14 protein-coding genes and 1 riboswitch are annotated in these 13,176 nt (G+C 41.2%); of the genes, 5 read left to right on the top strand and 9 right to left on the bottom strand.

The window, feature by feature from the left end; genetic code table 11:
• Positions 1–193: 193 nt before the first annotated feature.
• The 3 genes from CHI10_RS12700 to CHI10_RS12695 all read left to right on the top strand — a co-directional run bounded on the left by CHI10_RS12700 (position 194) and on the right by CHI10_RS12695 (position 3,814).
• Positions 194–1,333, top strand: coding sequence for a THUMP domain-containing class I SAM-dependent RNA methyltransferase (locus CHI10_RS12700; protein ID WP_095244637.1), 1,140 nt, complete (start codon positions 194–196; stop codon positions 1,331–1,333).
• A 173-nt stretch (positions 1,334–1,506) separates the two neighbouring features.
• Positions 1,507–1,674 carry a hypothetical protein gene (locus CHI10_RS22380; protein ID WP_179289030.1) on the top strand — a complete coding sequence of 56 codons (168 nt, stop codon included), beginning with the start codon at positions 1,507–1,509 and terminating at the stop codon, positions 1,672–1,674.
• Positions 1,675–1,888: 214 nt separating this feature from the next.
• Positions 1,889–3,814, top strand: coding sequence for an ATP-dependent DNA helicase (locus CHI10_RS12695; protein ID WP_095244636.1), 1,926 nt, complete (start codon positions 1,889–1,891; stop codon positions 3,812–3,814).
• 35 nt (positions 3,815–3,849) lie between these two features.
• Here the strand turns inward: CHI10_RS12695 and CHI10_RS12690 are convergent, their stop codons facing one another.
• The 6 genes from CHI10_RS12690 to CHI10_RS12670 form a co-directional block, all read right to left on the bottom strand.
• Positions 3,850–4,149 (bottom strand): metal-sulfur cluster assembly factor, encoded by a 300-nt coding sequence (locus CHI10_RS12690; RefSeq protein WP_095244635.1) that lies wholly within the window; start codon positions 4,147–4,149, stop codon positions 3,850–3,852.
• An 11-nt stretch (positions 4,150–4,160) separates the two neighbouring features.
• Positions 4,161–5,411, bottom strand: coding sequence for a hypothetical protein (locus CHI10_RS12685; protein WP_286137347.1), 1,251 nt, complete (start codon positions 5,409–5,411; stop codon positions 4,161–4,163).
• A gap of 4 nt (positions 5,412–5,415) precedes the next feature.
• Positions 5,416–5,622 carry a DUF2249 domain-containing protein gene (locus tag CHI10_RS12680; protein ID WP_076260609.1) on the bottom strand — a complete coding sequence of 69 codons (207 nt, stop codon included), beginning with the start codon at positions 5,620–5,622 and terminating at the stop codon, positions 5,416–5,418.
• Positions 5,619–5,861, bottom strand: a complete 243-nt coding sequence (locus tag CHI10_RS12675) for a DUF2249 domain-containing protein (RefSeq protein WP_076260611.1) — start codon at positions 5,859–5,861, stop codon at positions 5,619–5,621. Before CHI10_RS12675 ends, CHI10_RS12680 begins: the two co-directional genes overlap by 4 nt.
• A 526-nt stretch (positions 5,862–6,387) precedes the next feature.
• Positions 6,388–6,528, bottom strand: a complete 141-nt coding sequence (locus CHI10_RS22375) for a hypothetical protein (RefSeq protein WP_179289029.1) — start codon at positions 6,526–6,528, stop codon at positions 6,388–6,390.
• Between the two features lie 2 nt (positions 6,529–6,530).
• Positions 6,531–7,691: an MFS transporter gene (locus CHI10_RS12670; protein WP_095244633.1), complete on the bottom strand. Its 1,161-nt coding sequence runs from the start codon at positions 7,689–7,691 to the stop codon at positions 6,531–6,533.
• A gap of 168 nt (positions 7,692–7,859) precedes the next feature.
• Between CHI10_RS12670 and CHI10_RS12665 the strand changes: the two genes are divergently transcribed.
• Together CHI10_RS12665 and CHI10_RS12660 are read left to right on the top strand one after the other, a co-directional pair.
• On the top strand, positions 7,860–9,371 hold the full coding sequence (locus tag CHI10_RS12665) for a carboxypeptidase M32 (protein ID WP_095244632.1): 1,512 nt from the start codon (positions 7,860–7,862) through the stop codon (positions 9,369–9,371).
• A 65-nt stretch (positions 9,372–9,436) separates the two neighbouring features.
• The gene (locus tag CHI10_RS12660; RefSeq protein WP_095244631.1) at positions 9,437–10,357 is read left to right on the top strand and encodes a DMT family transporter; all 921 of its coding nucleotides are present in this window, start codon (positions 9,437–9,439) and stop codon (positions 10,355–10,357) included.
• Between the two features lie 34 nt (positions 10,358–10,391).
• On the opposite strand, the gene CHI10_RS12655 is transcribed toward CHI10_RS12660, so the two are convergent.
• From CHI10_RS12655 to CHI10_RS12645, 3 genes are read right to left on the bottom strand one after another with little or no spacing between them, the layout of a single operon-like run.
• Positions 10,392–12,047: a b(o/a)3-type cytochrome-c oxidase subunit 1 gene (locus CHI10_RS12655; RefSeq protein WP_095244630.1), complete on the bottom strand. Its 1,656-nt coding sequence runs from the start codon at positions 12,045–12,047 to the stop codon at positions 10,392–10,394.
• Positions 12,047–12,523: a cytochrome c oxidase subunit II gene (locus tag CHI10_RS12650; RefSeq protein WP_095244629.1), complete on the bottom strand. Its 477-nt coding sequence runs from the start codon at positions 12,521–12,523 to the stop codon at positions 12,047–12,049. The genes CHI10_RS12655 and CHI10_RS12650 overlap by 1 nt, the downstream gene beginning before the upstream one ends.
• 21 nt (positions 12,524–12,544) lie before the next feature.
• The gene (locus CHI10_RS12645; protein WP_035333553.1) at positions 12,545–12,694 is read right to left on the bottom strand and encodes a hypothetical protein; all 150 of its coding nucleotides are present in this window, start codon (positions 12,692–12,694) and stop codon (positions 12,545–12,547) included.
• Positions 12,695–13,054: 360 nt separating this feature from the next.
• Positions 13,055–13,156: riboswitch (purine riboswitch) on the top strand.
• Positions 13,157–13,176 lie beyond the last annotated feature (20 nt).

The following is a 13,176-nucleotide window of genomic DNA, read 5'->3' as shown; positions in this document are numbered from 1 at the left end:
AAATCAACGGACTAATTCATTATTGAAACAAACTATTAGAATAAAGCAAAGCTGAGTTCAAGATGACTAAGCAGAGGACCTGAGAGTCTCATTGCGGCTTAAGAAATAAACAGATATACTTTAAGTGTTGATTGCTATGCCCAGTTAGGGTATACATAATAGAAATAAGAATTAGGTTAGGGTGAAAATAAATATGTCTAAATACGATTTAATCGCCACTACGGCCATGGGCCTTGAGGCACTTGCTGCCAAAGAAGTGCGCGATCTTGGATATGAATGTGAAGTTGAAAATGGCAGAATAACCTTTAAAGGCGATGAAGCTGCAATTGTCCGGTCTAATTTATGGCTGAGAACAGCAGATCGGGTTCGCATTAAAGTTGGAGAATTCAAAGCAACAAGCTTTGACGAGCTTTTTGAAAAAACAAAAGCGCTGCCCTGGGAAAGGTATATGCCGGAAAACGCCGAATTCCCAGTATCAGGTAAATCTGTAAAGTCCAAGCTTTTTTCTGTTTCCGATTGTCAGGCGATTGTCAAGAAAGCAATCGTGGAACGGATGAGAACAAAGTATAATAAGACAGGCTGGCTTGAAGAAAATGGCCCCCTATTTAAATTAGAAGTCGCTCTCCATAAGGATGTAGCCCTTCTGACCATCGATGCCAGCGGAAGTGGCCTCCATAAACGGGGATATCGTGCAGGGCAGGGTGAAGCACCTCTGAAGGAAACACTTGCAGCTGCATTGGTTATGCTGACAAATTGGAACGCTGATAAACAATTTGCTGATCCCTTCTGCGGATCCGGCACTATCCCGATAGAAGCAGCATTAATCGGCCAGAATATTGCACCTGGTTTTAATCGTGAATTCATTTCGGAAGGATGGTCCTGGATTCCTGAAAAAGTCTGGGAAGATGGAAGAAATGAAGCTGAAGACCTGGCAAACTATGATCAGCCACTCGATATAACAGGTGCAGACATTGATCACAGGATGGTTAAGATAGCAGAAGAAAATGCTTTCGAAGCTGGATTGGGTGATTTGATCAACTTTAAACAAATGCAAGTGCGTGATTTTACGACTCCTAAGGAATATGGTGTCATTGTCGGGAATCCTCCATATGGGGAGCGCCTTGGTGAAAAGGCTGCGGTACAGCGCATGTATGCTGAGATGGGAAATGCCTTTGCTCCTCTTGACACGTGGTCCATTTATATCCTGACTTCAGACGAGGAATTTGAAAATCACTATGGAAGAAAAGCAACTAAAAAAAGAAAGCTCTTCAATGGTTTTATCCGTACAGACTATTATCAGTACTGGGGCAAAAGACCGCCGAGAAATAATTAGCAGCATAAGCATAAAACCTCCTGAAACTGTATAGAATATATCTATCTGATTCTTTTTTCAAAACATCAGAATCTATATTCTACTTCTAGAGCTGTCTAGCTCCAGCGCCTACCCCCTCGAGGGGATTGTCGGGGGTGGGCAAGGCGCTTGCTCTTTTCTAAGGAGGGGTGGCAATGAAACATTCCAGCATCGATTTCCATAAAATTTCCCAGGCGCTGAATGGAACACTTGAAGCAATACACGGAGACGGTGATCCATCAGCAGAGGCACTGGAGAGTCTTAAAAACGCACAGGACGAACTTCAGCAGGCATTGTCATTTTCTATGTCACGTTACAACTAGTCGTTTATAATGAGCAGGGGGCAGCTTTAAAGCACCCCTGTTTTTTTGATAAATTTGCAGGTTTGGCGTTATATCTTGACAGTTACTGTATTTGAGATAAAATTATATGATGTTCATTTGATTATTAACATCTAATATATGAAATAATGATAGAGCTGAATTCAGGAGCGTCTGGCTAATAGGCGCTTTAACTTTTTAATTACGGAGGGGTAGCATGTCGAACCGGATGCCTTTTGCCGTATCCAAGAGCGAATCTTTTTATGAAAAGCTAAGTGAGTGGATCGGAGATGTTTTTTACGATATATTGCCTGAAGCAGGATTTGAAATTCGGGATGAGCAAATATTTATGGCCTTTCAGCTGGAAAAAGCTTTTAAAGACAAAAGTGTTATATTTGCTGAGGCAGGTGTAGGGACTGGGAAAACGATTGTTTACCTTTTATATGCAATCAGTTATGCAAGGTACATAAATAAACCTGCTATTATCGCCTGTGCGGATGAAACTTTAATCGAGCAGCTTGTGAAAAAAGAAGGTGATATTGCCAAGTTGGAAAAAGCTTTAGGCTTAAATATTGATGTCAGACTGGCAAAGTCACGCGATCAGTATCTATGCCTAAACAAGCTGGACAAGCTCGTAGCAAATGATGTTCATGATCACTATAATCACATTTTTGATGATCTTCCGGACTTTGTTCAAACAGGCTCATCCATGCAAAAGTTTGAAAGATATGGTGACCGGAAAGATTACCCTGAATTGCCGGATGAGCATTGGACCAATGTCTCTTGGGATTCAATCCAGGACTGTTTCACTTGTGAGAAGCGTCACCGCTGCGGTCAAACTCTTCATAGGGAATATTACCGCAGCGCAAAAGACTTGATCATTTGCTCACATGATTTTTACATGGAACATATTTGGACCAAGGAATCGAGAAAACGGGAAGGACAGCTGCCTTTGCTTCCTGAGAGCTCTTGTGTGGTTTTTGATGAAGGACATCTGCTGGAATATGCATCCCAAAAGGCTCTGACATATCGTTTTTCCGAGCAGATTCTGGAGTCCATCTTAACAAGGCTTATGGCGAATGATGTACGTGAAAAAACGTTAAATATTATTGAAGATGCTATTTACCAGAATGAGCATTTCTTTTTAACACTGTCCATGTCTGCTTCGGGTGATACTGGTTCTGACAAGAAAGCGATTGAAAAAACTGCAGATGTTATGAGAGAAGGACGTAAACTGCAGGACTTGATCAATACACTTGAGGAAGAATTAGTTTTTGAAAGCGAAATGTATGTCATTAATGAATATGATTTAAAAATTGTTGAAGAATATCTTGAGCAAATCTCATACTCGCTTTCATTGTTCCTCAAGGAATTAAAAGGAATCACCTGGTTTGAAGAGAATAATGGGGAAAGAACTCTGGTTATTATGCCTAGAATGGTCGAAGATATTATGCGGGAAGAAGTATTTTCCCAGAAGAAACCGTATGTTTTTTCCTCGGCAACACTGTCTGAGAATAAGTCCTTTGATTATATGGCAACAAGCCTGGGAGTAGACGATTATCTATCCTTTACCGTAGATTCCCCGTTTGACTATGAAGAAAATATGGTCATTCGCATGCCGGAATTTTCAGAGGGATCAGGAACTTCGAAAATGGACTACATTCTCGAACAAGTTAAAGCAACAGAAGGACGGGCTTTAGTATTATTCAACAATTCTTCTGAGCTGGCAGAATTCAAAGCATTTGTTTCTGGGAAAATAAGTGTGCCGGTCTTTTTTGAAGGGGATGCAGAGATAAGCAGCCTCGTATCAAATTTCCAAAATGATGAGCATTCAGTACTCTGCTCTGTTCATTTATGGGAAGGTCTTGATATACCGGGCAGATCCCTGGAGAATGTGCTTATTTATGGCCTCCCATTCCCTCCGCACGATCCGGTCTTTACGGCCAAAAGGGAAGGTTCGGCTGATCCTTTCAAAGAGGTTGATCTTCCATATATGATCCTGCGGTTAAGGCAGGGGATTGGAAGATTAATTAGAACACATGAAGACAAAGGGACCGTTCATATTCTGATGAATAAAAATGAAAATCCTGAAGTCCGCGAAATGATAAAAAAGGTTCTGCCTGCAGAGCCCGTAACAAGCTGAACTAAGGCAGTGCCCAAGCGGGCACTGCCTTCCTTTTAACCTCTCAACAGCTGATTTGCTTCGGGTGTCATACGAGCAGGAGTCCAGGCAGGCTCCCAGACAAGGTTAACCTCTACATCTGAAAACAGCTCAAGTTCTTCAATGCAATATCTAACTCCGCTGACTATGCTGTCATGCAACGGGCATCCAGGTGTTGTCAAAGTCATGGTAATAACCGCCTTGTCAGCCTCTGGAATATTAATATCATAAATAAGACCCAAATCAACCACGTTTATATTCAATTCAGGATCCATAACTCTTTTTAGATTACTGAGGACTATTTCTTTTCGATTCATGTTAATTCCCCCTATTGTTTTATAACAGTAATAATCAAATAACAGAAAACAATGCTTGCCCCAACAGTTAAAATCTGGCCGGATAGGAACAGGGCGGGCTCTTCATATGCAATGGAGACTGTCACACCAAGGATACCGAGAATGAATGCGGAAAGAACCGGAATGGATGCCTTGTCTTTCATCATATCTTTGAGAGAAGGCACACTCCGTTTGCCGATCTCTTTGCTGTATTTCCAGGTCCACCACAAGAATGGCACGATTTTAAATAGATAACCGAGAATACTCAAAGCTACCCAAAGCATGAGATAAGCAAATACGAGATACCCAACCGTATTTTGAAAACTCCCGATTAGAGAGCTTATGAAAGCTCCAAGGTGGATTGCCAGTCCTGCAGGTATGGCGAGAAGTGCAAATCGGAATGAATAATCAAGCTTTTTCTTTACTCTTTTCTGCAGGATTTGCAGCATGTGCCAGGTGAAGAATGCAAATCCGCCCGCCAGGATCATTAATGCAATGGTTAAAAGCGAATTATTCCCGGTGAAAAAAGATATAACTGCCGCTGCCAGCCCTGCAGCATACACCATAAACACATATTTGGCAGGCTTCATGCTGTAGCCATGGGACAAGGAAAACATGGGAACCATTTTATAGGAAAATCCAAAAATCAGAAGTGTAAACCAGCCTGCAGTTCCGAGCAGTATGTGGCTTTTAAAGACTGCCTGATAATGGCTGGAAATAAATCCGGTTTTCATGCTGAAGACCATAAGGATTCCGAGTATAATTGCAGATAACAGGCTAATCAATGCAGTTCCTACGAAAAGAGTCAGTACATTGGGCTTTGCCTGCTGCCTTAAAGTCATAAACATTTGCAGCAGAAACATTAAGATGCCTGTTAAAGTAATGAGCCCGGGCAGCATTGCACCCGCCGGATTATAAAATAAACTATGCGCAAAATATAATATTCCAAAGGCAGTTACAGTAAATTGTATAAATCCAAATCTTTCATTCCATATAGGGGTAAGAAAAGCCACCGGAACGAGCTGATACATGGCTCCCATTGCTGTCATCAGCGCCCAGCCTAATATAAACAAATGAGCAGCTGACCAAATGGCGGGTATACGAAACTGACTGTTAATTATGGATTCCCCTTGAAAAAGAATGAGCGCCATAGATCCTATTAAGCAGAGCAAGCTGAAAAGAATAAATGAAAAGGGAAGTTTGATATTGGTCTCATTTTTTGTATTGGCCAGCAACGCGATCACCTGCTTATTTTGTTATTTCTATTAAAAAGCTTCCGTCTTCCTGTTCGGCAGTTACATGCCTGCAGCCCATTTCGTCCAGCTGTTCATAAAGAAACATGGGCCTCCTGTCATTTATAATGGATAAGGTTTCTCCCTCTGGCAGATCTTCAAGAGCTGCCAGAGTTCTCATCATCGGCTGAGGCGGTTCCAGTCCCCGGTTATCAAGTTTCATTTTGAAGCACCTCTCTTAGTAAAGATCACTTTCCAATGCTTCTTTTCAATTTCTTCAGCTTCATATTCAAACCCTTTAGCCTTTAATACTCCAAAGAGAGGGACGGGTTTAAACGGAGCATGAAGGATAAAAACATCATCGATATCAAGTTCAGCTATCGCCGACATGATTTTTTGAAATGGCTCCAATTTATTTTTTAAGTCCTCTCTTACATCAAGTTCAATAACTTTGTTTTCCATTCTGATCTCTCCTTCGTTAACTGAAAATCACCTGCCAGTGAGAATCGTTATTAATTACTTTAAGTTTAACAGCATGAGCTTTTCAAATAAGTGACATATATCATATTGCAAAGAACATTTTTTAAAATGCACAAATCAAATGGGACAAAAAAATCCGCGGATGCTTAATCTGCAGTTTTTTTATTTAGCGTGTAATCGAGGCTGTTGATTTCCGTTCCAGGCGCTTCGCTTTCCTGCGGGCCGGCGCTGAGCCTCCTCGGCGCGTTCGCGCCTGCGGGGTCTCACCTGTCCAGCACTCCCGCGGGAGTCTTCGCGCCTTCCACTCCAATCAACAGGCTTTCTGAATTTTGTATCGCATGTTCTCTAAGTCTTGATACAATAGGAATATCAATTGCTTGAGATGATGGTCTAGAAGGAGGCCAGAGGAAGATCTGTATATAGAGGTAAATGAGTGAAAATCACAAAAGGGCTTCGGAATGAGAGCATTCCGAAGCCCTTTTGTCGACAAACTGAAATCCGCAGTTGCTTAATCTGCGGATTCTTCCTGTTTCTCCATACATTCAAAACAGATAGTTTCATTTTTTTCATTATGGACTCCATTGAAGAATCCATCTAGACAGTATAGGTCTTTCCCGCAAACAGCGCAGCTGCCAACTAATTCTTTCATTTTCAGTCACTCCCGCTTTTTAATATTTGGGGACTTCTCTTTTTAAAGTATATGGACATGCCGCATACAGTTAACAATAAAATGGCTGCGGCGATTAAAAAACCTATGTTAAATGTTACTCTCAAGAAACCTAATATGGTGGAACCGGCTACCACACCTAAAGAAAAAAAGGCATAGAAGAGGCCGAACGCCTTTCCTCTTGTTTTTTCAGTTGTATGATTGGCTATAAGGGCATTAATGGACGGGAATAGAAGAGCAAATCCGGTGCCGTAAAGAACCATGCATAGAAACATGAACCCAAGAGAGGATGCTGAACTTAGCAGGATTAATGCAATTCCTATGATCACCATTCCAGAAAGCATGCTATTGTGATGCTTATATTTATCAAATATTTTATTAATGGGCAGCAGAAAAATAAGAATTGCAGTTATTCCGAATGTGCTTAATAATATTCCGCTGTACATCGCATCAATTTGCAGCGCTTCTACCTGAAGAGGAAGAAGATAGGCAAGTGTCCCTTGAGCAAACATAAGAGAAAAGGCTCCTAAATAACTTGCTGCGAGCATAGGATTCTTAAGCAAAGGAAGCATTTTCTCATGGGAGCTCTCTTTTTTTACATTTTTCAGAGTCCCTGCCGGCAAAAACACAAAGGCAAGGACTGCGCTGCTGATCATTGTTGCTGCTATAGTTAAAAAGACCCAATTTATGCTGTAATTGGAAGCAATGACTGCCCCAAAAGCGGGTCCTATAATGGCTGAACAGCCGACAGCTGCGCCTGATACAGCCATTTTTCTGCCTTGTTTGTCTGAAGTTCCAAGGTTTGAAATGATTGTAAAAGCCGCAGGGACCAGGAAGCCACCAAATAACCCGTGCAGAAATCTTACTGAGATTAATTGGAGGGGTGAATCAGTAAAGGTATACAGGACTAAAATGATTCCGGTTAATGATAGACCGGACACAAGAACTCTTTTTGCTCCGCTTCTATCTATCCAATAGCCGGCTAAAATATTGCCTATCATATTCGAGAAGGAATACATCCCAACAATCATTCCCGCAAAGGCGGGTGATGGATGATATGTCATGGCAAAGGGGCTCATTATAGGAAGCTGAGAAAATGTATCAATAAATGCTGCAATAACGATAAAGTAAATCAAATATTTCATGCTATCTCACTTTCCGGTTAGTTCACTTTCCACTATTATAACTCTTTGGGAGCCAGGTGAAAAAGAAAAACAGCCAAAGGGCAAAGAACAAGAAAAAGATTATAGAGACTGCCTTTTCAGAAAAATATGATAAAATGAAACTGTAATTGATACAAAGGGGGAAAAATTGTGGCAGAATCACTAAAAAAGACAGAACAGCAATTCCTTGATTATGTCAAAAAAATGACGGCCTATAATGAAGCGATCGGGCTGATGTATTGGGATATGAGGACAGGCGCACCCAAGCAGGGAATGGAACAGCGCTCCGAAGTGATTGGAATGATTTCTTCAGAAGTTTTCAGAATGTCCACTTCTGAGGAAATGGCAGCATACATAGCGAAACTCTCCGGCCGGGAAAATCTTTCTGAAGTAACTGTGAAAACACTGGAAGAATGCAAAAAGGATTATGACCGGAATAAGAAAATTCCTGCGGAGGAATATACCGAATATGTCATCCTGCAATCCAAGGCTGAAAGTATTTGGGAGGATGCAAAGGAAAGTTCAGATTTTGAAATGTTCCAGCCTTATTTGGAAAAGCTTGTTGAAATGAATAAAAGATTCATTTCTTATTGGGGATATGAAGGAAATAAATATAATACTCTACTGGATATGTATGAACCTGGTGTCACCGTAGAAACGCTTGATCAGGTGTTCGGGCAGCTGAGGGAAAAAATTGTTCCGCTTGTTCAGCAAATCTCTGAATCACAGAATAAACCGGACACCAGCTTTTTATTTGAACACTTTGCCAAGGATAAACAGCGGGATTTCAGCCTTAAAGTTCTTGATCAAATGGGCTATAACTTTAAAGCAGGCCGTCTCGATGAAACTGTGCATCCATTTGCAACAGGTTTAAATCCTGGTGATGTCCGAGTGACCACCAAATATGATGAAGCTGATTTCCGGACAGCTGTATTTGGCACGATTCATGAAGGCGGGCATGCTCTATATGAGCAAAATATTTCTTCTGACCTGGTTGGAACTCCGCTGTGCTCTGGAACATCAATGGGAATTCATGAATCACAGTCATTATTTTATGAAAACTTTGTCGGAAGACATCGTTCTTTCTGGAAAAAGAATTATGACCTTCTTAAAGAATATGCAAGCGGTCAATTTGATGATGTGTCAATAGATGCTTTTTATCGTGCAATTAATGAATCAAAGCCTTCATTAATCCGTATTGAAGCAGACGAATTAACATATCCGCTTCATATCATTATCCGTTATGAAATTGAAAAAGGCTTGTTTAACGATGAAATTGAAGTTAAAGACCTTCCAGCAATCTGGAATGAAAAATATGAACAATACCTCGGAGTAAAGCCTGATAATAATGGAGAAGGCGTTCTGCAGGATGTTCACTGGGCAGGGGGAAGCTTTGGTTATTTCCCTTCATACGCTTTGGGTTACATGTATGCAGCACAGCTGAAAAACAGCATGTTAAAGGACTTGCCAAACTATGATGAATTACTTGAAGAAGGCAATTTAATGCCAATCAAAGAGTGGTTTACTAAGAATGTGCACCAATTCGGCAAAATGAAAAAGCCGCTTGAAATCTTAAATGAAGTCACCGGGGAAGGCCTGAATGCCCAGCATTTAATTGATTATCTGTATGATAAGTACGGTAAGGTGTATCAGCTGAATTAATTGTTTAATCATAATTTTTGTAAGAGGGTGGTCTCAGCCATCCTCTTACTTCATGGAGAGACAAAATGAAGAAATTACTTCCTTTTCTAATGATTGCGCTAGGTGCAAGTCTATGGGGTATTATTGCTGTATTTGTTAAAGGGCTCGGGGAATATGGTTTTTCAGCTATGGAAATCGTGACTGTAAGAGTTTTTTTTGCGGCCATCTTTCTCGTTCTGATCGGGATCATGCGTTTCCGGAACTGTTTTAAACTGGAATCTGCCTTTGACATTAGGTTTTTTATTGGAACCGGGATACTGAGCATTGTCTTTTTTAATTATTGTTATTTCACAGCGATGAACCAGATCAGCATTTCATTGGCAGTCGTTCTGCTTTATACAGCTCCGGCATTTGTGACTGTATTATCCTACCTGTTTTTAAAGGAAGGGCTAAATTTGAAAAAGATTGCAGCTGTGGCAGGCACCATTGTGGGCTGCATTTTAGTAGCCGGATTATCAGCAGGCAGCAGTGATATAACTCTTCTTGGAATTTCAACGGGATTAGGTGCCGGGTTTGGCTATGCACTTTATACAATTTTCGGGAAATTTGCGTTAAGAAAGTATCATCCCTTTACAGTTACGCTTTATACATTCCTGATTGCTTCGGTATTTCTGATCCCCGTTACAAAGCTATGGACAAAAGCTTCAGTTTTTTTCAACGCTGAAGTTTTGTTTCTTAGTATGGGTTTAGGGTTTGTGCCTACGGTTCTCGCCTATTTTGTTTACACATGGGGACTGGAAAAAACAGATGGAAGCAAGGCAGCTGTGATCGCTACAGTCGAACCAGTCGTGGCCATGCTTTTAGGAGTGACACTTTACGGGGAAAATCTTGGTGCAGTCCAGATTGCAGGTGCTTTGCTGATACTCAGTTCGGTTATTATTGTTAATTTACCTGTAAGAAGGAAAAATGCGGGAATGGCGGCTGACACCAGCAGGCCAGGACACTAAAACACTCCGATCCAACTGGAACGGAGTGTTTTTTTTACCAAAGCTTATATCCCTTAGCCCCTGGAGGTGCATTTTGAATCAAATCGATAAATGGAATGGTGTAGGCAAATAGAATAAGAACCACGGTAATTCCGAGCCACAGCTTCCAGTTTTCAAATACCATCGGAGCTTTTTCAGCTTCATCAGCAGCTTCTCCGACAGGGAACTCCTGCTCGCCCTTCGGTGCGAAGAATGCAAGGTTGATAAAGATATAGATCATTAAAATAATGCCAATGAAAAGAATTGATCCGCCAATTGCCTGTGCAATCTGGTATGGAATCCATTCTGCTGCTTGTGCTGCTCCGCCATATTCAGAATATGATGAACGGCGCGGTGCTCCAAGCAAACCGACAGCATGCATGGCACCGGACATGAATGTCATTCCGATGGACCAGATCACCGCTTGGATGATCCCTAATTTATTCATCGCTTTGGTTAATGTTCTTCCGGTCAGATGAGGAATAAGCCAATAAGAAATCCCAAAGAATGTAAGCATTACTGATGTTGCCACTGTTAAGTGAAAGTGGCCGGTTACCCAAATCGTGTTATGAACTACCTGGTTCATCTGGTGGGAGGCGTTGACGATCCCGCCTGCACCCGCAGGGATAAAGGCTACCATCCCAATGAAAGGAACGACAAATCGCGCATCTCCCCAAGGAAGCTTCTTAACCCAGCCGAATAACCCTGTAGCCCCTTTTGAGCGGCCAAAGCTTTCGAAAGTAGCAAATAATGAAAATGCAGTCATTAAAGATGGAATGACCACCAGGAATGTCAGGATAACCTGAAGGAATTTCCATGCTGGGTCAATTCCCGGCTCCATTAATTGATGGTGAAATCCGACAGGGATTGAGAACAGCAGGAATAATATAAATGACAAACGCGCCAATGAATCAGAAAAAATTTTTCCGCCGATGACCTTTGGAATGACAACATACCAGGCCATATAAGCCGGCAATAGCCAGAAGTAAACAAGCGGGTGTCCGAAATACCAGAATAGAGTACGGCTGACACCGATATTTACGGTTTCCACAAATCCTAAAGACCATGGAAGCAGCTGGAAAAGTACGGTAGATGCTACACCGATTGTTGCGACAATCCACATCATTGTATTGACCAGAGACATAAAAGTTAATAACGGACTCGGCTGACCAGGATTTTTCCTTCGCCATTCTGCATACTTCATAATGATTGCTGCCCCGTCAATCCAGCTTCCCACTATAACAAGTGTTAAACCGATATAGTACAATGCATGTGCCTGAAGAGGAGCATAGAAAGTATAAAGAACTGTAGCTTCATTCAGCAGAATCATAACAGCTGCAAGAACAGTTCCCGCTGTCATCAGCCAAAAACCGATCCAGCCGGCGATACGCTGTTTATTTGTAAGTGCTCCTGATGTTTTGCTTGTTGCTGCTAACTGGAAGCCCATTATAAAAAAGGTAGTAAGTACAAGTCCGAGCACAACACCGTGAACCGTGAGTATTTGGTAATAGCCGATGCCTGCAGGAAGCTCAAATTTACCGGATCGGACCAAAGTCTGCAATAAACCGGCAAGGCCTCCTATTGCTAAAGCAGTAAAGGCAACGAAAAAGTGAGCCATTGCCAATTTACCGTCCCGAGGGTCAACTTTTAATTTTGCTGAAGGATTAAACATTATTCCACCACCTTAATTTTAGACGACATCATGTGGTGACCAACACCGCAATATTCATTACATACAATTAAGTATTCGCCTGTTTTATCAAATGTTGTAACATGCTCACTGATATAGCCGGGTTCAAGCATCATGTTGATATTTGATCCCGCAACCTCAAAACCGTGGACAACGTCTTTGGTTGTAGCGATAATTTTCACTTTAGCGCCATATGGAACCTCCACTTCAGCTGGGCTGTAGGAAAACGCAGATGCTACGTATACCAATTCGTAATCCCAATCTTTTCCTTCTACCTTTTTCAATCCAGGCTCATTAAATGGAACGGTAGTATCGACCTTTTCAGGGTCAATAGTTGCCAAACAGCTCGGAGGCTGATTGCCCAGGTAAAATGCGCTGACTCCCAGTACTGTTAGAAAAACAAGCAGTGATCCGATTCCGAAACCGAGCCAGGCTTTTTCAAACTTATGCATATGCATGGCTTTTTCCCCTTTCTAACTTTAAAAGCGGCTGATAAATAATAGATAAACGCCTACCCATGTAATAATCAGGAAGAATCCCAATAAGAAAACGGAAGCTAACGTTCCCTTTAAGGAAGAGCTATCCTCTATTTCAGTTTTCGTTTTGCGGCTGAGTTCCGTTTTCGCCATTTTCCTTCACTCCTTTCGAAAATTGGAAAAAGTAAATGATTACACTTTCATAATACAAAACATTTAGGAAGATTCTAGATGCTTTTAGTGAGTTCACAAATTGTTCATTCGTAACTTAAACACTATGATAATGGTGAAAAGTTGATATTTAAGTGATTTAAATCACAAAACTTATGTGTAAATTGTGAAATAAATGTGAAAGTTTACATTTGGCTTCAAAAGAGGTACTAATTATAGAAAAAAATCATACTGAAGATGAAAAACCCTTTATTTTACGAACGATTATACATAAAAAACCCTTTTGGTTCGTATTTACTTGTAGGTTTTTGTTGAAGTATGAGGAAATGATGTTATAATGTTAATAAATTAATAACATTCACTCATATAATCGCGAGGATATGGCTCGCAAGTTTCTACCGGGTTACCGTAAATAATCCGACTATGAGTGAGCAATGACCAGGACGTTTTTTTGTCATCCCTGT

The organism is Bacillus sp. 7894-2, assembly GCF_002272225.1.
Lineage (GTDB): Bacteria > Bacillota > Bacilli > Bacillales > Cytobacillaceae > Cytobacillus.
The sequence above is the reverse complement of the archived record's forward strand: the minus strand, read 5'-3'. Positions and strand labels throughout refer to the sequence as shown.